A 23,747-nucleotide genomic window follows, 5' to 3' on the forward strand; every position below is an offset into this window, starting at 1 on the left:
GGACGGATTGGGACGCACTGCGCCGGTGGCGCACGCGCGCGCGATGAACGCCGGGCGCGACGTGCTTGCGTGGTCTGAATGCACGTCGGCAACATGATAACGCAGCAGTCGAGGGCCGGTGTTGGCCGGCGATCGCTCCCCCCCTCGATTCACCGAGTGCTCGCACCCGACGGAGGTCCCCCATGCCCACGCTCCACTACGCCGTTCGCATCGCGGCCCCCCCCACCCTGGTTTGGGACCGGATGCTCTCCCGCGAGAGCTACGAGGCGTGGACCAGCGCCTTTTCCGCGGGCTCCACGTATGAAGGCTCGTGGGAAACGGGGGCGCGCATTCGCTTTCTCGCGCCCGACGGGAGTGGTGTCATCGCGGAGATCGCCGAGAGTCGCCCCCCGGAGTGGCTCTCCATCCGGCTCCTCGGAATGCTCGACAAGGGGGTCGAGGACGTCGACAGCGAGGCCGTACGGGCGTGGGCCCCCGCCTATGAGAACTACGCCTTCCGCTGGGACGGCAGCGGGACCGAGCTCACGATCGACGTCGACACCACGCCGGAGTCGGTCGCGATGATGGACGAGGCGTGGCCCAAGGGGCTCGCGACGCTCAAGGCGATCTGCGAGGCGCGGCGGTAGCGCGGAGCCGCGCAGCGCCCGCCATGGCACGCCGGGGGGCAAGCCGTATTCGCGAGTCGGAGCCGGGACGTTGCGGTGACCAGAGGGGTTCGGCATGATGATGAGGCAACGGCCGCAAGCGGTCGCTGCCCTCCTCGCCCCACCCCACCATGCCTCGAGTGCTCGTCGGGCCTGCGACCCACGCGATTGACTGTCGGCACCCGTGATGGTGCTTTCGGCGCTTGGACTCGTTGCCGTACTCGCGGGCGCCACCGTCACCGATTCCACCGTTGCCGTGGTGCGGGCGGCGATGCGAGCGGTGGAAGGGGACAGCGCGGCTCGGGTCTCCGCGCGGTGGGAGGCGCGCCTTCGGCGCTCGCCGGGCGACCGCGAAGCGACACTCGGACTCGGCCACATCGCCCAGTTGCAGTACCGCTACGAGACCGCCGCGCGACGGGCGCTCGCCGTGATCGGCGGGGCGCGCGACGCACTGGCGGTGCGCGGCCACCTGCTTTCGGCGGCAGCGCTCACCACGCGGGCTCGCTTTCGAGAAGCCGACACCACGCTCGTCACCGCGATACGGCTTGCCGAGGCACTCGGCGACAGTTCGCTCCTGGCCGAGTCGATGATCGCGTCGGCCATCACGCGCATGCGCACCGCCGGGCTCGCGGCGGCAGATTCGCTCCTCTCGCGCGCGGCGCGACTGCTTCGTGAGGATGATCTGCGCGTGCAGGCCAGCCTGCGGTGTGCTCGTGCGCTGGTGCTGGCCACGCGTGGTCGCCCGGAAGCCCGTCAGGAGGCGCTGGCCGCTGCCGACCTCGCGCTACGCGCCGGCGAGCGTCGCCTTCGGGCGAGTTGCCTCATGGTGGTGGCCCAGGACTGGAGCCGGATCGGACGCGCAGACTCAGCCGGTGCCGTGTACGACCAGGTGGTGGCGCTGCAACGCGCGGTGCACGACCGGGCGGGGGCCGCCGTCGCGCTGCAGTGGCGTGGGTATTTGGCGACGACGGTCGGCGCGTACCAGTCGGCGTTGCGCGACCTTCGCGAGGCCGTGCGCGAGGGCACGGCGGTGCGGAACCCCACGCCGGTGGCCTGGGCATCGCTCAGTCTGGCCGGCATTGCCCTCGATTTCGGCGACGCGGAAGAAGCGGCGGCGCACGCGGCGCGCGCCCGTGCGTCATTCCAGCAGTCGGGCGATCAGCTCGGCGCATCCAATGCGTTAGGCGTCATGGGCGACATGGCGCGTGCCGCGGGAGATATCGACACCGCGCGGGCCCGCTACTCGGAGGCCCTCGCTGCTGCGTTGGTGGAGCGGCGAGCCGCCTCGGCCTTCGCACTGCTGCGCGGCATGGCCGACCTCTCCATGATGGAGGCGCGCTGGGAACGTGCGGCGCAGGAGCTTGATTCGGCACGCGTCATCGGCCGCAGTGCCGGGATGCGCGGGTCGGAGGAGGGCATGCTCAGTCAGGAGCTGCTGTTGGCGCTTCGCCGTGGCCGCCTGGACGATGCGGAGCAATTACTGCGTCGGAGTTCGCGCACCGAGGAGCAGCGCGGACGCGCCTACATCGCGCGTGTCCTTGGCGCCGAGTATCACGGGCGCCGGGGACGCGTGGACAGCGCGCAGGCGTACCTCACGCTGGCCCTCGACGAGATGGACCGCTGGCGCGCCGACCTCGATGAGCGGCAGTTGCGACAGGCCGTGTTCGAGCCCAAGACATTCTGGGCCGATGCCGACCTTGGATTCGCCACCGTACTGGCCCTTCTCGCGCGCGCCGGGCGGGTGGGGGCGGCGCTGGAACTGGCGGAACGGCGACGCGCACGCGAGCTCCTCGATCGCCTGATCCGGGACGAGGCGCTCGGCGACCGAACGACCGGCGGGGTCGAACGGATCTCGGCACGCGAGGGCATCCGCAATCGATCGCGATTCTATTACGAGCGTTCGATCAGCAGCGAGGCGCTGCAGGCGGCGCTGCCCGACGAGCGCACGGCGCTGCTGGAGTTTGTCACCGGACGCGGCGGCGAGCCGACCACGCTGTTCGTCGTCACGCGTGGCGGCCTCACCGCGCACCAGCTGGCTCCCATCGACAGCCTGGCCCCGGCGATCGCGCGCTTTGTGCGGTATGCCGAGAGCGGGGTGGCGGCACCGGCGCTGGCGTCGGCGCTGGGCGAAGCCCTGCTGGGCGCGGCGCTCCGGGCGCTCCCGCCCGCGATCACGCAACTCGTCATCGTCCCCGATGATGTCTTGCATCGCGTTCCATTCGATGCACTGTCGCTCGCCGGAGTGACCGCAGTGGTGGACCGATTCGGCATCAGTACCGTCCCATCGGCCGCGGTCGCACGAACCCTGTGGCAGCGTGGGCAGCGCAGCGCCGCCGGTGACGTACTCGCCCTCGGCGATCCGATCTTCGCCCGGAGCGGCGGACTGCCCGCGGAAGCGGGAGCCCCAGTCGGCCGAGACGGGACGCTCCCATCGCTGCCCTACACGCGCATCGAGGTTCGACGCGTGGCGCGATTGACCGCTCCCGCGCACGTGCGCCTGGCGGGCGACGCCAGCGAGTCGTGGCTCAGGCGAACTCCGCTCGAGCGCTACGGCATCGTGCACCTGGCGACCCATGCGTGGGTGGACCATCGCTCGCTGCGCCGAACGGCGGTCGCGCTGAGTGCGGGAGACGGTGAGGACGGTTTCATGCGCCCCGCCGACTTCGCTGCCTTGGCTCTCGACGCCGACGTCGTGGTGCTGTCGGCCTGCGGCACCGCTGGAGGGGTGGTGATGCGCGGCGAGGGTGTGTTGGGACTCACGGCCCCGTTGCTCGTGTCCGGCGCCCGCGCGGTGGTGGCCACCGGTTGGCGGGTCGGGGACCGGGCGGCCGCTCGGCTGGTGGGTGATTTCTACGAGTCGCTGGTCACCGGCGCCAGCGTTGGCGAGGCGCTGCGCGCGGCGAAGGTCGCGGCTCGACGCCGGGGCGCCCCGGTGAGTGAGTGGGCCGCCTTTGGCATTGTAGGGAACGCGACGGTGCGCCCGCGTCCCGTCGCGCAGCACTAGGCAAAGCGCCGGGACGGACCGGGCCGGGCGCTACCGGATGGTGAACACCACGCCGGGCGCCACCGCGTGCTGGGCCCCTGGCAACTCCGCCGAGACCAGCCACTGGTACTGGGTGCCAGCGCCTAACGCGACGGTCATTGGCAGCGCGTATGTGGTGTCCGACGTTGCCGCGCTATGGAGGAGTCCCCCATCCGCCCTCAGCAGTTCGAGGTCGTAGCGAAGCGCGCCGGCGACGGCGTGCCAGACGAAGGTGCGCGCGCTGTCGGCCGGTACGACGTTTGTGGGCGCGATGGCGGTGGGGAGTGCGACCGACCCACGCATCGTCTCGACGTCCGGCCCCGACGCGGTCCGCCACCGTACCGCCGAGATTCCCACCGCCAGCAGCAACGACGCGGCGAGGGCCATCGACGTCCATGCGGGCCGGGCCGGTCGCGCCCGCTGCGGCTCCGCGTCGTGCACCGCCCGCAGCAGGTCAAAGCCCTCGCGGCAGGAGGCACAGCCCATGACGTGGTCCATCGTCAACAGCCGATCGTCATCACTGCCGCGACGCTCCACCACCGCCAGCAATGCCTCCGGCGTTGCGTGCTCACCCCGCGAGGTGGTCCCGCTCGCCATCGCACGCTGATAGAGCGCCTGCAGGCGTTCGCGTGTTACAGGGTCCATGCGTCCTCCGCGCAGGTCATGCCATCGGCCGCCAGCTCCGTGCGCAGGTCGGCCAGTCCGCGATACAGCAGGTTGCGCGTGTTGACCGTCGTCCAGCCGAAGGTCGCGGCAATCTCGTCGGGTTTGTAACCCGCCAGGTACATGCGCACCACCGGGCGGCGTGACGCCATCACGCGCTCGAGGGCACGCGCCACGCGTGTGGCCAGCTCCGCCTCGCCTAACGTATCCTCGATGGATGGTGCCTGCATGGCATCGGTAGTGAGGCTGCCCTCGTCCCCCGCCGGCCGCTCCAACGCCACTTCCCGCTTGGCCTGCCGACGTCGAATGAGATCGAGGGCGGCGGTGACCGCCGTCCGGTACACGTAGGACGCAGGGGCCGCCTCGATTGTGTCAGCGTCCCGCTGCGCCTGCCACAGGCGAATGCGCACCTGCTGGAACAGTTCATCCAGGTCGTCGCCATGCAGGCGATAGCGCGACCCCACGAGTCGCACGCGCTCGGCGAAGCGATTGAGCACGCGTTCGAGCGACGACGAGAGCCGGTCAGGTGGGGCCGCCATGGCGGCGAAGCTACGGGCAGGGTGGCACGTGACACAACCCGCGCGCGCGGTGCGTCACTGGTGTCGTCTCCCATCACGAGTCGACCATGACTTGCCTTCTGTCCGCCGCGCGTACGGGCCGTGCCGTCTCCGGCATGGCGCTGCTGCTCGCGCCCATCGGACTTGCCGCCCAGCGCCCGGGCGGGGCGCAAACAGCGAAGGTCCCCTCCCCGGTCTCCTCGTACCAGGTCGAGGTGCAGAGCTTCACCATGACGCCGGCGCAACCACGCGCGGGCGACAACGTCACGTTCCAGCTGACGCTTCGGAATAGCGGAACCACCGCGCCGTCCGCCGTCCCCTGGCTCATCGCCTTGCAAGGCGGCGCGCAAATGGTCGGGCAGGGAACCACCGGAGCGTTCGCTGCCGGGGCGACGCAGACCGTCACCGCTACATGGCGCGCGGTGGCTGGCAGCCACGCGGCGTTAGGTACGGTCGCCCCTCCGGGCGTGAGCACCATGCTCAATGCAGCTCCTGTTGCCAGTAAGGCGAAGGACCTTCTCTTCAACGTCGCCAGCGTGTCCGCCTCCAGCGTCGGGAGCAGCAGCAATGGGCCCGTGACCCAGCAGTTGCTCGACTGGAACAAGGCGCGAGTGGCCGGAGCCAGATTCGCCGACGGCAAGGCGCAGGCCGCCTGTCGAGCCCTGCTGACCGGCGCCGACACCGACCCGTATCGCGGGACGAACATGGTGCTGCACGGCGTCCGTGGCCTGGTCGTGGCGCACCTGCAGTGCATGACGCCACTGGGCGGACGCATGAATCCGGAGTTCTTCGACTTCACGCTCCGCAACGGCTGGCGCGTCAAGTCCTTCGACATCAGCCAACCGCAGTCGAATCCGCAGCAGAACGGCTGGCAGGTGTTGGTGCGTCCGACTGTCGGCAGCGACCGCCCCTACACCAAGCTCGCCATGTGGGCCAATGGCGTGAGCGCCCTGACCCTCACCGTCGAGATCTGGATCGAGGGGCCCGCAGGCACCGATCCCTACCAGTGATCGGTCGAACCCCTCGGTGATACCAGCTGTGGCGTTCCTCCGATTCTCCCGGTGTGGGGTCGCGCGCAACGCAACGAGCTGCATTCCGTGCCCTTCCTCGATCGAAGTCCCGCGAGGCGTTGGTGAGAAGCGGGGTCCACCGCTTTCGTCTATTGGACGCGCCGGGCTCTCGTGCGGCGCACCAGCACAGCGTGCGTCGCTTCGTCCGACGCACACCCAACCCATCCGCGGCGTCCCCCCGGTTTCGCCTTACCCGTCCGCAGACCCTGGCTCCGTGATTCCACACGCGCTGCGCCTCACGTTGCGCCTCACCCTGTCTCTGGTCGCCGCCACGTTCCCCCTCGCGGCGCAGGACAGCCCACGCCCACGCCCCGCCGCACCGCTCGATACCAGTGCCATCGTCGCTGCCGCGCGGTGGACCGGCGAGCGCTACGTCGGCAGTCGCACCGTCCTCGCCTTCGATCTCTCTCGCCCGCTGGACCCCGGCCAGCGCCTCGCCCTCATCGTCGGCACCACCGATGTCTCGGCTGCGGTCCAGGTGCGCGGCCAGCGGGCCGAGTATGCCCCCGCCGCGCTCCGCCTCCCCGCCGGCGAGTCCGAAGCCGTGGCGTACGTGGTTGCGGCTGACGGGAGTTGGCGCGAAGCCGGCCGTGCCCCGCTTCGGGTGCGCACACGCGCTGGATTCGACCGCGCCTCGGCGACTCCCTCGGTCGACCTGACGAGCGCCGGCCAGCTGGACCAGTACGTCGCCGAGGGCGCCCCACCACCCGATCGGCGCACCTACCAGGACCTCACGATGCGCCTCGCACTCGGCAACACCGTGGCGCGCGACGGTTGGGAGGTCGCCTTCCAGTCCAACGCGGTGGGTGTCACCGACAAGACACAGCGCCTGCGCTGGAGCGAGCGGCAGGACCGCGCCCCGTCGCTCGACCTGGCCGACTATCGGCTGCAGCTCTCGCGCGGACCCGTGCGCGCGGCCGTGGGCAACCTCTCGGTCGGCACCAATCGATACCTGCTGTCCGGATTTGGGTCACGCGGCGCCTCGGCCGCCGTGCAGCTACATCGTGCCATCGCGCTCGACGCCGCGGCCGTGAACGGCACCAACCTGGTCGGGTGGGACAATGTCCTCGGCCTCTCCGAGTCCGACCACCGACTCGTCTCCACTGGCCTCAACGTGGAGCTGATCCCCAGCCGGCCGGGGGCGGTGCACCTGGACCTCAGCGCGCTCGACGGCTCCGTTCTCCCACGCACCGGGTTCACGCAAGGCGCCGTCACCGACGCCGAGCGCAGCCGCGGCTACGGCGTGCAGGTGAGCATGAGCGACGCCGCGCAGCGCCTGCGCTTCGCCGGCGGCGTCACGCAGTCGCGCTTCCGCAACCCGGCCGATCCCTTGCTCGCCGGCGACACGACCATTGTGGCCGTTCGCTCGGAAGCGCGGTCGGCGCGCTTCGGAGAGTTAGGCGTCCAGTTGTTGCGCGAGCGCCGCCTCACCGATTCGCTGCGGGTGTCGCTCGCTGCGACCGTCCGCCACGAGCGGGTCGATCCCCTGTATCGCAGCGTGGGGGCCTTCGTGCAGGGCGACCAGCAACAGGACGGCGGTGACCTGACGGGAACCTTCGGCCCCCTGTCCGTCCAAGGCGCCATCACGCGGAGTCGTGACAACCTGGCCGACGTTCCCTCGATTCTCACGACCCGCACCCGACGGCGATCCCTCACCCTCGCCGCGCCGCTCAGCGGACTGCTCGGCCTGTCGTCGCGCCCGTGGCTCCCGGTGGCCACCTTCGGATGGGAGGGCACAGGACAAGCGGGAGACGGCATCCCGGTGAACAGCGACTTCGCCGCCACGCACGTTCCCGACCAGTTCAGCCGCGTGCGGAACACCTCGCTCACCTGGTCCCTCGCGCGCCTCAACATCGCCTACCGGTGGAACGAGTCGTTCCAGGACAACCGTCAGGTGGGGCGCGAGCGCGCCGACTTCCGGGCCCGGGTCCATGCGGTCTCGTTGGGGTTGAACGGCATCCCGCGCCTCACCCCCTCGCTCGAAGGCAGTGTCGAGCGGCAGGACAACCTCGAGGCCGGCACCCAGCAGCGCACCAGCCGGGTGGGATCGATCGTGCAGGCGCAGCTCACGCGCGCGCTCGCCCTCTCGGGCAACCTCGCCCACACCTGGACCTTCGACCCGTTTGCCGATCGGCGGACGCGCAACCTCGAGGTGCAAGGCGAGCTGTCGCAAGGCTTCACACTCTACCGCCGAGTCGACGGTGGGACGCAGGGACGCGTGTTTGTGCGCTATGCGCGCACCCGCGCGGCCTTCTTCCCCATCATCCCCGATCCCTCGCTGGTGCCACAGCTCATGTGGACCATCAACGCCGGCTCCTCCTTCCGCCTGTTCTGACCATGCACCTGTCGAACGTCGCGGCTCGAGTGGCAGCCGTGCTGTTGCTTGTTGCCAGCCGCAACGCCGTGGCCCAGATCCGCGTGAACCCCACCGGCGTCAACGTCAATACGCAGGGAGCGAGCACCGTCTTTCTCACCTACGGCGGCCTGGCCGGCTACGATGCGGTGGAGGCGCTCTGGTGCGGGGAACTCATCAATGCCCGCCCCGCCGTGGGGTTGCGCTGCAACCCGGCGACCATCTTCGGCTCGCTGCCGCTCCGCTTCACCCAAACGACCAGCAGCGGCATCAGCGCCCTCACCGACATCATGACGATCCCCGCCTCGGTCACGCGTCGTGCCTATCAGGCGGCGGCGGACGGGCAGGGGTCGGCGTTCTTCTATGTTCGGCGCTTTGTCAGCCGCACGGGCGGCCCTGAGCAGTATGTCGCGGTCACCTGCCGGCTGTCGGGGGGGTGCGCGCGCGCCGCTCGCCCTCACCGACGTGCAGCTCGAGGTGGACGGCGATGCCCCGGTGCTGACAGTCGCCCAAGGGGAAGCAGTCCCCGAGTTCTCGGCGCGCCTCGCCTACACCGGTTCGGGACGACTCATCGGGCGATGGGAGGTCGTCCTGCCCGGCGAGGAACTTCCGACACCGGAGGACCTGCTGACCGAAGCGACGCTTCCCCGCGAGAAGCGCGGGACGCAGCGGCGCTACACGCAGTTGTCGCGCTTCAACGTCTTTCTCCCGCCGACGGGACGCGCTGACATCCCCGGGCCTGATCCGTCGCGCCTCCCGTCGGACGTCGATGGGGTCTATCACATTCTGCTCCGCGTCGAGTCGAGCGCCGACAAGGAAGGGGATTCGAATCTCGCGGCAGTGGGGGCCGGCACCGGAGTGGTGACCTCGGGTGGGGTGGCCGGCTTCCCACTGCCCACACTCCGCTATGTCGTGGGGAGCGGGGAGGGCGTCGCCATGCCCCTCAACGCCTCACGCAGCGACGTGGCGCTCATCACGCCCCGCGAGGGCGCCAGCGTTGATCGTCGCGTCCCCTTCACCTTCTCGTGGGCGGTTTCGGTTCAGGCCGCGCTCTATCGTGTCGAGTTGACGTCCGAGTCGGGAGCACCGCTCTTCAGCGCACTCGTGGCCGCGCCGATCGCGAGCTATCGCACGCCGCCATTCCTGGCCGACCGGCTGGCAGAGGTGACGAAACTGCGGTGGCGAGTGGTCGCCACCGATGCCAGCGGACGCGAGGTCGCGCGAAGTGCGTGGCGCGTGGTGGCGGTCCCGGTGCCATAGGCCGGCACACGCGCGCGTGACACAGCACGCGAGCGGGCTGCGTCACTGCAGCACGACCCTCGATTGCACGCCACCGCCCTCACCCATCGCGAGCGCGCCCATGATGCGTCCACCGTCTCTGCTTGCACGTGCGACGACGCTGCTCGTCGCCGTCGTGCTCCTCTCGCCACGCAGCGCCGACGCGCAGCTTCCGCGCCAGGGCACGTCCAAGTTGGCCCCATCGGCCGATCGTGTGCAGCTGACGGCGCTCGCGGTCGGCACCGTACGCCCCGACCTCGGCAGCACGGTGACCGTGCAGGCCACGCTTCGCAACGTCGATCCGAACCACGCCATCAACATCCCGTGGACCATCGGGATCGTCGGCCCCGCCGGGACCCAACAACTGGGCAGCGGTACCGCATCTGCCGTGGCGCCTGGCGCATCGGTCACGGTCAGCGCGTCGTGGCGCGCCGTCGCCGGCGAGCACGTTGTCAGCGTCTCGGCCGATCCGACCAACTCGCTGGGTGAGATGGCCCCGAATCCCAGCAACAACGCGCGCGCGAGCGGGACGATCACCCCGCAGGATGTACGTCTTCTCACCTTTGCCGAGGCGCTCGCCGCGGGGGCGCAGTTCCCGGGCAACCTGCAGGGGCCGACAGCGTGCCGCACCGTTGGCGTTTTCGACGCCAGCGAGGGGCGTTTCCTCGGCGGTCAGGGGCGTGGACGCCCGCTCTTCATCGCCGACTGCATCACCCCGCCGCAGAGCCCGCCCATCGTCACCGGCGCCAAGGCCAAACCCGTCGCCTTCGCCAACCTCACGCTCCGCAACGGATGGACCGTCCGCAGCGTGCGCGTGTTGAGCCGTGGCCAGGACGGCACTCGTGCGATCGGCTCGGCAGGAGGATCGCCGGTCACCCTGCCGAGCGCCGGCGGCACATCGCCCAAGGCCGAGTTCTCGGTCTTTGCCGACAAGGGCGGTGTGTTTGAGGCGCTCCTCGAAGTGTTCATCGCTGGTCCGGCGCATCTGAGTCCGCTGCGCTGAACGCCGACTTCGCTCTCCGATCCGCTCGCCCACTCGATCCGGGTGCTTCCATGTCGACACCAACCTCCTGCTTCCTCGCTCTGCTCGTCGCGCCCTTGGCCGCGGCGGCGCCCGTCGCGGCGCAAGCGCGCACCAGGAGTCCGATCGCCGGTGCTCAGCAGGAGGTGCCGTTGGCGCCGCTCGTGGTGCGGCTTGAGCTGCGGGACCATGGGGCGGAAGTTCGAGTGGAGCACACGCGCGGGATGGCACCACCCGTCGTGCTGTGCGATTTCCGTAGGGGGACGGTTTCTCCCGAGGGCGATCTCCGCGTGGCGTGCGGGGAGGTCGCCGCGGGATGGCAGTTGCGGGTGCTCCGCCGGATGGGTTCGACGGTCACGCCGTGCGCGAACCTCGCGATCAGGACGCCAACCGTGAAGGCCGGCGTCCCGGTGCTTCTGACTGTCGTTCGCGATCCGAGCAGCCCGCCACCCCTGAACGCTCTCGCCTGCCGCTTCGCTCCGTGAGCGCTGCGAGGTTCGGGTTCGCGCGCGTCGGTGCGGACGACGCGGGGGCGTAGGGGAGCGGGAGCTCGTGGACCGACGAACGCGCTCGCGAAATGGTAGGCCAACCACACGACAATTCATCGGAACACCTCCGACAGCCTTCCGGCCTCGGATCCCCCCTTCCTTCCAAGGTGGCGCGCGCGCGGTTGCGCTCCACTCGCGCGCCGTCCGCGCCCGAACGGAATGGTCTCCACCAAGGTGTCCGTCATGACTGCCGTCTCTTCCACTCCCTCGACTTCCAAGTACGTCTACGTCTTCGGCACCTCGCGCACCGAGGGAGCCGCCTCCATGAAGAACCTGCTCGGCGGCAAGGGGGCCAACCTGGCCGAGATGTGCCGCCTGGGGATTCCAGTCCCCTCCGGCTTCACCATCAGCACCGAGGCGTGCACCATCTACACGGAGCAGGGCAAGGCCGCCGCCCTGGCCCTCATCGAGGCCGAGGTCAAGGCGGGCGTCGCCTTCGTCGAGCAGGAGATGGGGCGCACCTTCGGCAACTCGGCCGACCCGCTGCTCCTGTCGGTGCGCTCCGGCGCCCGGGCGTCGATGCCGGGGATGATGGACACCATCCTCAACCTCGGCCTCAACGACGAGGCGGTGGAGGGGCTGGCGACCCGCTCCGGCAACCCGCGCTTTGCATGGGACTCGTACCGCCGCTTCGTGCAGATGTACGGCGACGTGGTGATGGGGCTCAAGCCGGTGTCCAAGGAAGAGCACGACCCCTTCGAGGTCCTCATCGACATGATGAAGGAGAAGAAGGGGGTCGAACTCGATACCGACCTCGACGCCGACGACCTCAAGGAGCTGGTCGCGCGCTTCAAGGCGCTCATCCGCGCCCGCATCGGGCGCGACTTCCCCACCGACCCGTGGGAGCAGCTCTGGGGCTCGGTCGCCGCGGTCTTCGAGAGCTGGAACAACGAGCGGGCGCGCATCTACCGTGAGCTGAACGACATCCCGGTGTCGTGGGGGACGGCGGTGAACGTGCAGGCGATGGTCTTCGGCAACCTGGGGAGCACCAGCGCCACCGGCGTCGCCTTCACGCGCGACGCGGGGACGGGCGAGGACCTGTTCAACGGCGAGTTCCTGGTGAACGCGCAGGGTGAGGACGTGGTGGCCGGCATCCGCACGCCGCAGCAGATCTCGCGCATCGGTTCGCGCCGCTGGGCCGAGTTGGCACGCGTGAGCGAGGCAGAGCGCCTGGCGAAGTATCCGTCGCTCGAGGAGCTGATGCCGGCGTTGTACGAGGCTCTCATCTCCTGCGAGCACACGCTGGAGAACCACTTCCGCGACATGCAGGACCTGGAGTTCACCATCCAGGAGGGGAAGCTGTGGATGCTGCAGACGCGCAACGGCAAGCGCACCGGCGCCGCCATGGTGCGCATCGCCATGGAGATGCTGCAGCAGGGGATGATCGACGAGAAGACCGCGCTGGGGCGCGTGACGCCCGAGCGCCTCAACGAGCTCCTGCATCCCATCTTTGACAACAAGTCACGCCGTGACGCGCGCATCATCGCCCGGGGGCTCCCGGCGTCGCCGGGGGCGGCGAGCGGGCAGATCGTCTTCTTTGCCGACGAGGCCGAAGAGTGGGCCAAGGCGGGAAAGTCGGTGATCCTCGTCAGGCAGGAGACGAGCCCCGAGGACCTGCGCGGCATGAACGTCGCCAAGGGGATCCTCACGGCGCGCGGCGGCATGACGTCGCACGCCGCCGTGGTGGCGCGCGGCATGGGGAAGTGCTGCGTGTCGGGGGCCGGCGCCGTGCACGTGGACTACAAGGCGCGCACCATGACCATCGACGGCGCCGAGTTCGCCGAAGGGGAGTGGATCTCGCTCGATGGTTCCACCGGCGAGGTCTTTGCCGGCCAGATCGCCACGAAGGACGCTGAACTGTCGGGTGACTTCGGCGCACTCATGCAGCTGACGGACAAGTACAAGCGCCTGGAGGTGCGCACGAACGCCGACACCCCCGACGAGGCCGCGCAGGCGCGCACCTTCGGCGCCACCGGCATCGGGCTCTGCCGCACCGAGCACATGTTCTTCGAGGGCGACCGCATCGTCGCCGTGCGCGAGATGATCCTCGCCGATGACGAGGCCGGCAGGCGCAAGGCGCTGGCCAAGCTCCTCCCGATGCAGCGCAGCGACTTCGAAGGGTTGTTCCGCGAGATGAGCGGCCACCCCGTCACCATCCGCCTCCTCGACCCGCCGCTGCACGAGTTCGTGCCGCACGACGACGCCGGGCAGAAGGTGATGGCCGCCGACATGAAGGTCTCGTTAGGGAAGATCAAGATGCGCGTCGAGGAGCTGCACGAGTTCAACCCGATGCTCGGGCACCGCGGCTGCCGGCTCGGCATCACGTATCCCGAGATCACCGAGATGCAGGCGCGCGCCATCTTCGAGGCGGCGCTCGACGCCAAGGGAAAGGGGTTCGCCCCCCGGGTCGAGATCATGGTCCCGTTGGTGGGAACCGTGCGCGAGTTCAACGCACAGGCCACCGTCATTCGCGCCGTCGCCGCGCAGGTCTTCGCCGAGCGCGGCGAGTCGCTGCACTACATGGTCGGCACGATGATCGAGACGCCGCGCGCGGCGCTCGTCGCCGACAGCATCGGCAAGCAGGCCGAGTTCTTCTCGTTCGGGACCAACGACCTCACCCAGATGACGCTCGGCTTCTCGCGTGACGACGCAGGCCACTTCCTCCCCAAGTACCTGGAGCGCGGGATGTACGAGCACGACCCGTTCCGCTCGATTGACCAGAAGGGGTGGGGCTGCTGGTGGAGTCGGCGGTTCAGAAGGGAAAGTCCGTGCGCCCGACGCTCGAGGTGGGTGTCTGCGGCGAGCACGGCGGCGACCCCGAATCGGTCGCGTTCTTCCACCGGGCGGGGCTGGACTACGTGAGTTGCTCGCCGTTCAGGGTGCCGATCGCGCGGTTGGCGGCGGCGCAGGCGGCGATCGCCGGGTAGCCGCCTCCAATCGGGACCAGCGCCCGAGTGGGGGCAGCGTCATCGAACCAGCTTCGAGATGACGCTGCCCCCGCTTGGCCTCCCCCCATCGCTCACACCTCGGCCCCGACCGCCGTCGCCGGATCGACCCGCAGCGCGCGCCGCGTCGGAACCCACATCGCCGCCGCCGATGCCACGGCGACCAGCGACACGGCGATCGCCATCCCCCACACGTCGTCGGACGCGCTGGCCCCCGTGCGCATCGCGAGCAGGAGCCCGCGCCCGCTCCACGCCACCGCCCCCCCGACCAGGCAGCCGGCGATCGTGATCAGCATCCCCTCCGACATCACGAGGCGCACGATCGCCGATCGGCTCGCGCCAAGGGCCATTCGCACCCCGATCTCGCGCGTGCGCTGCGCCACGCCGAACGACAGCACGCCGTACAACCCGAGTGTCGCCAGGAGCAAGGCGCAACAGGCGAAGGCCACGAGGAGGATGCGCGCGAATCGCTGCGGCGCGCGCCCCTCGGCCACGTCGTGGGCCAGCGACGTCGCCTCCGCGACCCGCACCGTGGGCGACACCTCCTCGATGAGTCGCACCAGCTCGGCGCGCAGCGTGGCCACGTCACCCCGCGCACGCACCACGAGCACGGCGCCGTCGCCCGCGCCATGTCGCGGGAGCACCACCGTCATGCTGTCGCCGGGAATCCATCCCTCCGCCGATCGCTGGTCCTCGATGACCCCAACGACGGTGAACAGGGGATCGGTCCGCGTCAGGCGGAGCCGACGGCCGACAGCGTCCCCGGCGGGCCAGAGGCGGCGGGCGCTCGTGGCGGTGAGCATCACCTCGCGCAGCGCGGTGTCGCGCGCCATGACACGCCCGGCCAGGAGGCGCGTCCCCACGGTCTGCAGGTAGGCCGAGTCGACCGACAGCGTGAGCACGAAGCGTTCCTGTGACGCCACCGGTGGCGCGTCGCCCTCACGGAGGATCTCGCAGAGGCAGCCGCCGAACCCCCCAGGGGCGCCGTCGGCCAGGGCCGCGGCCACGACACCGGGATGCGCACGCACGCGCTCTAGCACCGGCGCCACGCGTGCGTCGATGGCAGCGCTGTCGACGATACCCGGTACGCGTTGCAGCTGGATAGTGAGCAGCGGCGCAACGTCGTAGCCCAATCGCATGCGCGACAGCGTCCATGCCGACTGCACGAGGATGACGCCACCCACCACCAGCGCCACCGATCCGGCGACCTGCAGGAAGGCCAGCGAACGACGCACCTGCTGGCCGGCGCGCCCCGGCCCCACACTGCGGGCGCCTCCGTGCAGCGTCCCCCCCAGTCCGCGGCTGTTCACCAGCGCCGGAATGAGCCCGAACAGGACGGCGGTGCACGCGGCGAGCAGTACCGCCAATGCCAGCATCGTCCCGTCCAGCTGGACGTCGTCGACCGCCGCGTACGACACCGGGCGCCATCCGCGCGCCAGCGCGAGCAAGGCCCGCGCGAGGACAGCCCCCGCGACGGCACCGAGCAGCGCCAACCAGGCGCTTTCGGTGAGAAGCTGTCGCATGATGCGCCCGCGTGACGCCCCGATCGCCGTGCGAATGGAGAGCTCGCGCTCACGCGTCGCACCGCGCGCCAACAGCAGATTGGCGACGTTCAGGCACCCGATCACCAGCACCAGGAGGACGGCAGCCAGCATCACCTGCAACACGCGCCGTGTCTCCGATCCGGCGCGATCGAGCAGCGGGTCGATCATGGGGACGAGCGAGCGCATGGGGTCGCGTTCACCCAGGCGCGCCTTGGCGGCGGCGACATCGCGCGTGACCTGCGCCAGCGTCGCCCCGGGGCGCAGGACGCCGAGGGCTGCGAGGTAGTTGTCACTGCGCGCCGGGAGGTGCGGGAGCCAGAGCTCGGCACGCGGGATAAGCGCGAAGACCGAGGGATCGAAGAGGCGCGGCATCACGCCGATGATGGCGTAGCTGCGCCCGTCGAGCGTGACCGTCTCGCCAATGGCCGACGCGCGCCCGCCGAAGTCGCGCTGCCAGGTGTGCCAGGCAAGCATCGCGACGGGGGCCCCGCCCGTGCCTTCCTCGTCAGGCGCAAAGCTCCGTCCGAGCGCCGGCGCGACGTGCAGGAACTGCAGCAGCCCTCGCGACACCAACCCCACGTCGATCGTCGCCGGAGCGCCTCCGCGCACCGTGCGCTTGCGCGCCGCGGCGATCGTCTCGATGCGTTCGAGCGACGGCGTTGCCTCGCGCGCCGCCTCGAGCACGGTGGGGTTCATCGAGACGCGAATCGAGCCATCGCGCGAGGCAAGGCTCACGACGACGAGCCGCTCCACGCCCGGATATGGGAGCGGAGCGATGAGCATCCGTCGCATCACGCTCGCGAGGGCCACCGTGGCCCCGATGCCAACGCCGAGGGTGGCGACGGTGGTGAGCGTGAAGAGCGGGGCGCGCAGCGTGCGACGCACGGCGTACGAGATGTCCGCCCGCAGCGCCCCCAGCGCGTCGCGCCATTGCGACCGGCGCTGCGCGCGATGCTCCGTCTGGCGCAGCGCGCGGCGGGCCGCGTCGACGTCACCGAACCGCGCGCGGGCCTCGCGCGCCGCTTCGTCGGCGCTGCGCCCATACGATCGCAGTTCCTGTTCGCGCATTTCGAGGTGGAAGCGCAGCTCGTCGTCCACGTCGCGCGCGATCTGCGCCTGCGTGCGCGTGGGCCAGCGCAGGAGACGGCGCCAGCTGCGGTCCGAGTCGCGTCCGCTTCGTCGCATGGGTGTCACACCCCTTCGGTCGCGTCGAGGATGCGCAGCACCGCCTCGGCGTAGGCGCGGAAGGTGCGCACCTCGGCCGCCAGCTGGCGTCGTCCGGCGGGGGTGAGGCGGTAGAACTTGGCGCGCCGGTTGGACTCGGAGACCCCCCACTCCGCCTCCACCGCCCCCGCCGACTCAAGGCGATAGAGCGCCTTGTAGAGCGCGGCATCCTCGATGCTGAACGTGTCGCGCGAGCGCGACTCGATGCGCCGCGAGATCTCGTATCCGTGCAGGGGACCGAGGACGAGCGACTTGAGGATGAGCACGTCGAGCGTGCCGTGGAGGAGTTCGTTTGGCGATCGTGGCATTGTTTGACCTCACCAGGTGAGGCCAAGTCTATGCCACACCTGGTGAGGCGTCAAGGGACGGGGCACCGGTGCGCCGACGCCGGGCGTGCGGATCGCACGTGCGAACCGACCGTGCGGCGCGCCCCTGTCGAGCGCCCCTGTCGAGCGCCCCTGTCGAGCGACCGTTCGGCGATGGGTCGGCCCCTGTCGCAGGGGTCGGCCCAACGCGCGTAGCGCCGTTCTCCTCAGGACCCGTGCGCCACGCCCCCCTTTCCCCTAGACTCCCACCTGACCGCGTCGCACGCCCGCCCGTCTCCCCTGGCTGTCGCCATGACCGCTTCCGCCCCGACCGACTCGCGCCCCCACCTCGCCTCCCCCGACGAGAACCCCTCATTCATCAAGGGGCTCTTCCTCGGCGAGATCCGCGAGGAGATGGTCTTCCCCTTCCCGACGCTCTCCGCCGACGAGAAGGAATCGCTCGACGCGATCCTCGATGCCTTTCGCTCCTTCGCGAAAGACCACATCGACATGAAGAAGCACGACCACGACGGTCGCTTCCCGGATGCGATGCGCGAAGGGTTCCACGCGTTAGGGCTGATGGGGCTCAACATCCCGGAGGCCTACGGCGGCTTCGGCGCCTCGGCCACGGTCTTCAACCGCGTGTTCGGCGAGATCGGCGCCACCGATCCGGCGCTCGCCGTCTATTTCGGCGCCCACCAGTCCATCGGCTGCAAGGGGATCACCCTCTTCGGCACCGAGGAGCAGAAGCAGCAGTACCTCCCGCGCTGCGCCTCGGGCGAGCTGGTCGCGGCCTTCTGCCTCACCGAGCCGGGCTCGGGTTCCGACGCGCAGGCGATGAAGTGCTCGGCGACCCCCTCGGCCGATGGCAGCGAGTACCTCCTCAACGGGACGAAGATCTGGATCTCCAACGCGGGCTACGCCGGACTCTTCACCGTCTTCGCCAAGGTCCCGATCGTCGTGGACGGGAAGCCGAAGGAGCGCGTGACCGCCTTCATCGTCGAGCGCGACACCCCCGGCGTCTCGCTCGGCAAGCTCGAGGAGAAGATGGGGATCAAGGCGTCGGACACGCGCTCGGTCATCTTCGACAACGTGCGCGTTCCGGTTGCCAACCGTTTGGGCGACGTGGGGCAGGGCTTCAAGATCGCCCTCGAGATCCTCAACTCCGGGCGCCTCGGCCTCGCCGCCGGCTCGGCGCGCGGGACGCGCCAGATCATGAACGAGGCGATCGCCTACGCCAAGCAGCGCGAACAGTTCGGGCGCCCCATCGCCTCGTTCGAGATGCTGCGCCGCAAGATCGCCCTGGCCGCCGCCGAGTGTTATGCCGCCGACGCCGCGTGGTTTCTCACGGCGGGGATGGTGGACCGCGGTGGCGTCGACTTCTCGCTCGAGACCGCCGCCTGCAAGGTCTACAATTCCGAGATGGCCTACCGCGCCTCCAACGAAGGGTTGCAGATTGCCGGCGGGATGGGCTACTCCAAGGAGTTCCCCTTCGAGCAGAGCGTGCGCGACTCACGCATCATGCTCATCTTCGAGGGGACCAACGAGATCCTCCGTGCCCTCATCGCCCTCATGGGGTTGCAGCAGCCGGGCGAGCGCCTCAAGGCGCTGGGCAAGGCGCTGCAGGACCCCATCAATGGCTTCGGAGCCATCTCGTCGTACCTCGCCGGGCGCGCGCGGAGCACACTCAACAAGCCCGACTTCACGAAGGTGCACCCCGCCTTCGAGGATGAAGCCGAGCTCGTCGCCTCGCAGATCCACGCCCTGCGCGCGCGGTCGAGTCTGCCCTCCGCAAGCACGGCAAGGCGATCATCGAGCGCCAATACGTGCAGGAGCGCCTGCCAACGCCGCCATCGACCTCTACCTGAGCATCGCCGCCCTCTCGCGCGTGACCTCGGAGCTGGAAGCGGTCGACGGAGACGTGACGCGCGTGGCCAACGAGGTGGATTGCGCGCGCGTCTTCATACATATGGCCTATCGACGCACGCGCCGCGCCCTCAAGGCGCTCCGCATCAATCAGGACGCCCGACTCGACACCATTGCCGCGCGCGCCGTCGACGCCGTCGACCTGGCACCGCTCGCACCAACGGATCGTTAGGCCGGCGGGTCATGGAAACCATGGGGCGGGGCGGGGCGGGCGACGGCGGACACGACATTCCCCGCGGGGCATCAACACCGGCCGATCGTGTCGATTGGTCGCCGCTGTGGATCGCACTGGTCTACGCCGCGCTCGGGATCCTCTGGATCGTCTGGTCCGACGCCGTCGTCCTGGCCATAGTGCTGGACCAGGAGGCTCTCACACGACTCCAGACGTACAAGGGATGTTTCTACGTCGTCGCCAGCGCCGTGCTCATCTATGTCCTTGTCCGGCGGCGATTGAACGCGCTGAGCGCCGCCGTCGCCGGGGAGCGCCGCGCCGCCCGCGAGCGTGAACGACTCGTCACCATCCTCGAGGCCACGACCGACCTCGTCTCGATCATCACCCCCGACGCCAGGTTGCAGTACCTCAACGCCGCAGGGCGACGCCTCCTCGGCATCGCCCCCGACGAGCCGCTGGAGCGCTTCAACTCGGCGCAGTTCCTCGCGCCCTCCGAGCTGCATCGCCAGCACGACGTGCGCGCGCTCACCGCGGGGGTCGGCGTCCTCGAGCTCGAGCGCGAACTGCAGCGCGTGGACGGGAGCACGGTGCAGGTCTCCCAGGTCCTGCTCGTGCACAAGGACGCGACGGGACGCGTCGAGTTCATCTCGACCATCGCCCGCGACATCAGCGGCCAGCGCCGGCAGGAGCAGGCCCTCCGTCAGGCGCAAAAGATGGAAGCCGTCGGGCGCCTGGCGGGGGGCGTCGCCCACGACTTCAACAACCTGCTCACCGTCATCCTCAACTGCGGCGAATCGCTGGCGCAGTCGCTCCCGGCCAGCGACGAACGGCGCGAGGAGGCGATCGAGATCGTCCACCTCCCAGCGCGCCGCCCGCCTCACGCGCCAGCTCCTGGCCTTCTCGCGACAGCAGGTCATGGAGGCGCGCACCATCGACGTCAACGCGGTCGTGCGCGACCTGCTCGTCATGCTGCGGCGCCTGGTGGGCGACAACGTGCAGATCGTCGACCGCCTCAGCGACGCGACGCCCAGCATCGTCGTCGACCCAAACCAGCTCGAACAGGTCCTCGTCAACCTCGTCGTGAACGCGCGCGATGCCATGCCGCGCGGCGGCATTGTCACCATCCGCACCTCGGAGGCACGGGTCGGCGATCGGCACATGGCCGTCCTCGAGGTGCGCGACTCGGGGATCGGAATGGATGAGGCCACCCGCGCGCGCATCTTCGAGCCCTTCTTCACCACGAAGGAGATGGGACAGGGGACGGGACTCGGCCTCGCCACGGTCGCCGGCATCGTCGAGCAGTCTGGCGGTGAAGTCGCCGTCGAGAGCGCGCCGGGCAAGGGGTCGATCTTTCGCCTGCGGTTCCCCACCGCCCCCTCGGCGGGTGAGCCGACGCTCGTTCCCGGTACGAGCGCTGCGCCGACCCCGCCTATGGGAACCGCCGCGATTCTCCCCGCTTCGCCGAGCAGCGGCCGCATCGTCCTCGTCGAGGACCAGGACGCGGTGCGTCAGATGACGGCGCGCATGCTCGCGGCGGATGGCTTCGAGGTCGCGCAGGGCACGCTCCGCCGAGGAGGCGTATCGCTTCCTGACCGACGGGCGCGATGTGGCCTCGTCCTCACCGATGTCGAGATGCCGGGCATCGGTGGTGGTGCGCTTTCGCGCGCGCTCGCTGGAGCGCGATGCCCGCCGGATCCCCGTCCTGTTCATCTCGGGCTACACGAACGACGCGCTCCTGTTGCGCGGCGCCTCCCGCTCAACGCCTCCTTCCTTCCCAAACCGTTCCCTCGAATCGTTGCGGCTCGCGGTTCGCCGCGCGATCGAGGGATAAAGGGGGAGGAGGGAGGAGCGGGGCGGGGAACGGGTGGCGGTGTCGGCCGAATCGCCCCTCCACCGAGTAGCTCCGTGGGGCGTTTCCGCGCTCGCGTCGGGCGACTCCGGAAAACCTACCCGACCGGATGGGAGGCGCCCCATCCGGTCGCCCCCTCCCTGCGGGGGTCCGAGCCGCCGAAAGGGACGCGATACACTTGTGAAAAGATTCACAAGCCCCTCGCGTCCCACTTTCCTTCCGAGCGCATACCATGTCGTACGCCCTCCGCCTCAACGAAATCCCGCACGCGACCTTCGACTCCGAGCAGGCTGCCCGCCGCGCCGTCCGTGAGATGTTCGGCTCCTGCGAGCTCGCCGACTCCGACGCCAACGTCATGTTCTGGCCCTCGGTGAGCGCTCGCGGCCACGTCATGGTCGAGATCAAGCGCATCGCCGCCTAAGGCTGTCTTCGCCGGTACGTCACTGCTCCGCGCCTGACGCATCGGTTGCTCCCACAAGGTCGCGGACGCACGAACCCCACGACCCCCGCCTCATCCGCGCGAGCGGCGTCCGGTCTTCGGCGCCGCTCGCGTTGCCCCCCACCGGGATTTCTCGCCCTGGGTGACGGCGCTCCCGTGAGGGCACCCGTGCGCCCCCCGCGGTAGGTTCGTCCGACGCGACAGGGGCGGCGCCGGGCATTCGCGCGCTATCATCCGGGACGCGACGCTCGCCCCCGGTCTCGCACCGCGGCGGCGCCCCGCGTGCCGTCATCCCGCCCTTCGCCCTCCGCTCCCGTGCGCGTCCTGTTTGCCGAGGATGATCGTCAGCTCCGAGAGTCCGTCGCCCGCGGGCTGCGCGAGGCGTCACGTCGTCGATCTTGCGCCTGACGGAACGCAGGCACTCGCCTCGCCCGGGAGCACCGATACGACGTGGTCATCCTCGACATCCTCATGGCGGGGATGACGGACTCGACGTCGCCGAGCGATTCGCGCCGCGGAGAATTCCGTCCCGGTGCTCATGCTCACCGCGCTCGACGCCGGGAGCAGCGCATCACGGGGCTCGACGCCGGCGCCGACGACTACCTCACCAAGCCGTTCGACTTCGGCGAACTGCTGGCGCGCCTGCGGCGCTCACGCGGCGGCGCGGTGACGTGCTCTCCCCGAGCTGATCATCGGCGACCTGGTGATCGACACCACGCGCCACCAGGTGCGGCGTGGCGCGCGAGGATCCCGCTCACCACGAAGGAGTTCACCTTCCTGCACCATCTGGCGCGACGCCGGACGTGTGGTGAGCCGCGCCGAGTTGATGGAGCACGTCTGGGAGGACAAGAGCAACACGTATTCGAACATCATCGACGTCTACGCCAGTCGCCTGCGCCGCAAGATAGAGGAGGGCGACGACGCCGCTCGTGGCGACGCTGCGCGGGACCGGCTTCATGCTCAACGTGCCGCCGGGGCACCCGAGCGCGCGCGCGGACGCCGACGGGGAGCGCGCGGACGCCGGGCGCACGCGCGGGTGAGCATGCGCTGGTGGCCGTCGTCGCTGCGCGCGAGGCTCACGCTCTGGTTCACGATCGTTCTCGGCGTCCCGCTGGTGGCCTTCGCGATCGTGTCGTACGTCGTCTTCGACCGCACGCCCCGACCCGCACCGACCACTTCGTCGCGGACGCCCTGTCGGCGTTTGCCCGCGAGCTGGCCAACGAGCGGCCTATGGCGCCACCCTCTGAAGTGGCGTCGCGCACCACGGTGCACGAGGTGCGTTTCGCGCAATTCCAGGTGGTGATCGCCGACCGCGACGGGCGCGTGCGCTGGCGTCGAGTGCCGCCGACGACGCGGTGTCGCGCGGTACCGGGACTCCGGACGCAGACGAGGCGCGCTCGCCGCAGTGGCAGGCGTCGGCGCCGAGGCACCGGCGATGGTGACGCTGACGTCGACGGCGGGGGCCCTGGCGCGTGCACGCCGCCGCATCACCATCGGCGGCGGTTTACCGTTTGCTCCTGGCGGGGATCGCCTCGCTGCGCGAAATCGAGACGTGCTGGCGCGCATCCCGTCGCGCCTTCCTCGTGGCCATCCGCTCCTGCTGGCCGCGGCCAGGAACGGCACTACTTCATGGCCCGCCGCTCGCTGTCGCCGGTTAGCGGGCGGGGGGGCGCCGCCGCCATTACCGACGCCAACCTGCACGAGCGCCTCCCCGTCGTCACGCCACACGACGAGCTCCGGGGGCCCGCCGTGGTCATCAACTCGCTGCTCGACCGCCTGGAGCGCGCCTTCGCACAACAGCGACGCTTCATGGCCGATGCCTCGCACGAATTGCGGACCCCGGCGGCCATCCTCAACACCGAGGCGCAAGTCACGCTGTCGCGCCCGCAACGCTCCGAGGCGGGAGTATCGCGAGTCGATGGGCGTGATGCAGCAGGCGGCCGCGCGCCTCACGCGCACGTCGACGATCTCCTTTCTCCTGCGTGCGCCGATGAGGCGCACCGGGTAGCGCGGCTTCGCGAACCTCTTACCTCGACGAGGTGGTGCACGCGGTCACGCGCGCCGTGCGCCCACTCGCCGAGCAGCGCGGCGTGCGCGTGGGAGTCTGCTCCGGTAGTCGACGCACCGTTTCACGGCGACGCCGACCTCCTGGGGCGCCTGCTCCTCAACCTGCTCGACAACGCGATC

Annotated in this window: 17 protein-coding genes and 1 pseudogene; 13 read left to right on the forward strand and 5 right to left on the reverse strand. The window is 70.1% G+C overall.

Annotation, left to right across the window (positions count from 1 at the left end; translation table 11 throughout):
* Window positions 1-182: 182 nt before the first annotated feature.
* Both IPN47_12415 and IPN47_12420 read left to right on the forward strand, forming a co-directional pair.
* Complete coding sequence (locus IPN47_12415; GenBank protein ID MBK9408828.1) at window positions 183-626, forward strand: SRPBCC domain-containing protein; 444 nt, start codon at window positions 183-185, stop codon at window positions 624-626.
* Between the two features lie 202 nt (window positions 627-828).
* Window positions 829-3,648: a CHAT domain-containing protein gene (locus IPN47_12420; GenBank protein ID MBK9408829.1), complete on the forward strand. Its 2,820-nt coding sequence runs from the start codon at window positions 829-831 to the stop codon at window positions 3,646-3,648.
* A gap of 30 nt (window positions 3,649-3,678) precedes the next feature.
* On the opposite strand, the gene IPN47_12425 is transcribed toward IPN47_12420, so the two are convergent.
* Window positions 3,679-4,311: a hypothetical protein gene (locus tag IPN47_12425; GenBank protein MBK9408830.1), complete on the reverse strand. Its 633-nt coding sequence runs from the start codon at window positions 4,309-4,311 to the stop codon at window positions 3,679-3,681.
* Window positions 4,299-4,868, reverse strand: a complete 570-nt coding sequence (locus IPN47_12430; GenBank protein MBK9408831.1) for a sigma-70 family RNA polymerase sigma factor — start codon at window positions 4,866-4,868, stop codon at window positions 4,299-4,301. Before IPN47_12430 ends, IPN47_12425 begins: the two co-directional genes overlap by 13 nt.
* An 86-nt stretch (window positions 4,869-4,954) precedes the next feature.
* Between IPN47_12430 and IPN47_12435 the strand changes: the two genes are divergently transcribed.
* Window positions 4,955-5,896, forward strand: coding sequence for a hypothetical protein (locus tag IPN47_12435; protein ID MBK9408832.1), 942 nt, complete (start codon window positions 4,955-4,957; stop codon window positions 5,894-5,896).
* A gap of 274 nt (window positions 5,897-6,170) precedes the next feature.
* Window positions 6,171-8,291 carry a hypothetical protein gene (locus IPN47_12440; protein MBK9408833.1) on the forward strand — a complete coding sequence of 707 codons (2,121 nt, stop codon included), beginning with the start codon at window positions 6,171-6,173 and terminating at the stop codon, window positions 8,289-8,291.
* 157 nt (window positions 8,292-8,448) lie between these two features.
* Here IPN47_12440 and IPN47_12445 read toward each other — a convergent pair whose 3' ends face one another.
* Entirely contained in the window at window positions 8,449-8,622 is a 174-nt protein-coding gene (locus IPN47_12445; protein ID MBK9408834.1) for a hypothetical protein, read from the reverse strand.
* A 92-nt stretch (window positions 8,623-8,714) separates the two neighbouring features.
* Between IPN47_12445 and IPN47_12450 the strand changes: the two genes are divergently transcribed.
* From IPN47_12450 to IPN47_12465, 4 genes and pseudogenes are all read left to right on the forward strand, one after another.
* Window positions 8,715-9,569 (forward strand): hypothetical protein, encoded by an 855-nt coding sequence (locus IPN47_12450; protein MBK9408835.1) that lies wholly within the window; start codon window positions 8,715-8,717, stop codon window positions 9,567-9,569.
* A 100-nt stretch (window positions 9,570-9,669) separates the two neighbouring features.
* Window positions 9,670-10,590 (forward strand): hypothetical protein, encoded by a 921-nt coding sequence (locus tag IPN47_12455; GenBank protein MBK9408836.1) that lies wholly within the window; start codon window positions 9,670-9,672, stop codon window positions 10,588-10,590.
* A gap of 50 nt (window positions 10,591-10,640) precedes the next feature.
* Window positions 10,641-11,093 (forward strand): hypothetical protein, encoded by a 453-nt coding sequence (locus IPN47_12460; GenBank protein ID MBK9408837.1) that lies wholly within the window; start codon window positions 10,641-10,643, stop codon window positions 11,091-11,093.
* A 327-nt stretch (window positions 11,094-11,420) separates the two neighbouring features.
* Window positions 11,421-14,083, forward strand: a pseudogene (locus tag IPN47_12465) (pyruvate, phosphate dikinase).
* A gap of 92 nt (window positions 14,084-14,175) precedes the next feature.
* Here IPN47_12465 and IPN47_12470 read toward each other — a convergent pair.
* Together IPN47_12470 and IPN47_12475 are read right to left on the reverse strand one after the other, a co-directional pair.
* Window positions 14,176-16,830, reverse strand: a complete 2,655-nt coding sequence (locus IPN47_12470; GenBank protein MBK9408838.1) for an ABC transporter permease — start codon at window positions 16,828-16,830, stop codon at window positions 14,176-14,178.
* Between the two features lie 5 nt (window positions 16,831-16,835).
* Window positions 16,836-17,177, reverse strand: coding sequence for a PadR family transcriptional regulator (locus IPN47_12475; GenBank protein ID MBK9408839.1), 342 nt, complete (start codon window positions 17,175-17,177; stop codon window positions 16,836-16,838).
* Window positions 17,178-17,486: 309 nt separating this feature from the next.
* Here IPN47_12475 and IPN47_12480 point away from each other — a divergent pair, with 309 nt between their 5' ends.
* The 5 genes from IPN47_12480 to IPN47_12500 all read left to right on the forward strand — a co-directional run.
* Window positions 17,487-20,474, forward strand: a complete 2,988-nt coding sequence (locus tag IPN47_12480; GenBank protein MBK9408840.1) for an acyl-CoA dehydrogenase family protein — start codon at window positions 17,487-17,489, stop codon at window positions 20,472-20,474.
* A gap of 422 nt (window positions 20,475-20,896) precedes the next feature.
* Complete coding sequence (locus IPN47_12485) at window positions 20,897-21,103, forward strand: hypothetical protein (GenBank protein ID MBK9408841.1); 207 nt, start codon at window positions 20,897-20,899, stop codon at window positions 21,101-21,103.
* A 250-nt stretch (window positions 21,104-21,353) separates the two neighbouring features.
* Window positions 21,354-21,542, forward strand: a complete 189-nt coding sequence (locus IPN47_12490) for a hypothetical protein (GenBank protein ID MBK9408842.1) — start codon at window positions 21,354-21,356, stop codon at window positions 21,540-21,542.
* 826 nt (window positions 21,543-22,368) lie between these two features.
* Window positions 22,369-22,863: a winged helix-turn-helix domain-containing protein gene (locus tag IPN47_12495; GenBank protein ID MBK9408843.1), complete on the forward strand. Its 495-nt coding sequence runs from the start codon at window positions 22,369-22,371 to the stop codon at window positions 22,861-22,863.
* A gap of 326 nt (window positions 22,864-23,189) precedes the next feature.
* Window positions 23,190-23,747 (forward strand): hypothetical protein (locus IPN47_12500; protein MBK9408844.1); only part of this gene is annotated, 558 nt, incomplete at its 3' end.

This window comes from Gemmatimonadota bacterium (assembly GCA_016719105.1).
Taxonomy (GTDB): Bacteria; Gemmatimonadota; Gemmatimonadetes; order Gemmatimonadales; family Gemmatimonadaceae; genus SCN-70-22.

Bases quoted from the DNA above. Each gene is read 5' to 3' on its own strand.
- IPN47_12450 (MBK9408835.1), top strand. From the start codon at position 8,715: ATGTCGCGGTCACCTGCCGGCTGTCGGGGGGGTGCGCGCGCGCCGCTC.
- IPN47_12485 (MBK9408841.1), top strand. From the start codon at position 20,897: ATGTCGAGATGCCGGGCATCGGTGGTGGTGCGCTTTCGCGCGCGCTCG.
- IPN47_12435 (MBK9408832.1), top strand. From the start codon at position 4,955: ATGACTTGCCTTCTGTCCGCCGCGCGTACGGGCCGTGCCGTCTCCGGC.
- IPN47_12460 (MBK9408837.1), top strand. From the start codon at position 10,641: ATGTCGACACCAACCTCCTGCTTCCTCGCTCTGCTCGTCGCGCCCTTG.
- IPN47_12475 (MBK9408839.1), bottom strand. From the start codon at position 17,177: ATGCCACGATCGCCAAACGAACTCCTCCACGGCACGCTCGACGTGCTC.
- IPN47_12415 (MBK9408828.1), top strand. From the start codon at position 183: ATGCCCACGCTCCACTACGCCGTTCGCATCGCGGCCCCCCCCACCCTG.
- IPN47_12455 (MBK9408836.1), top strand. From the start codon at position 9,670: ATGATGCGTCCACCGTCTCTGCTTGCACGTGCGACGACGCTGCTCGTC.
- IPN47_12470 (MBK9408838.1), bottom strand. From the start codon at position 16,830: ATGCGACGAAGCGGACGCGACTCGGACCGCAGCTGGCGCCGTCTCCTG.
- IPN47_12430 (MBK9408831.1), bottom strand. From the start codon at position 4,868: ATGGCGGCCCCACCTGACCGGCTCTCGTCGTCGCTCGAACGCGTGCTC.
- IPN47_12425 (MBK9408830.1), bottom strand. From the start codon at position 4,311: ATGGACCCTGTAACACGCGAACGCCTGCAGGCGCTCTATCAGCGTGCG.
- IPN47_12480 (MBK9408840.1), top strand. From the start codon at position 17,487: ATGACCGCTTCCGCCCCGACCGACTCGCGCCCCCACCTCGCCTCCCCC.
- IPN47_12490 (MBK9408842.1), top strand. From the start codon at position 21,354: ATGTCGTACGCCCTCCGCCTCAACGAAATCCCGCACGCGACCTTCGAC.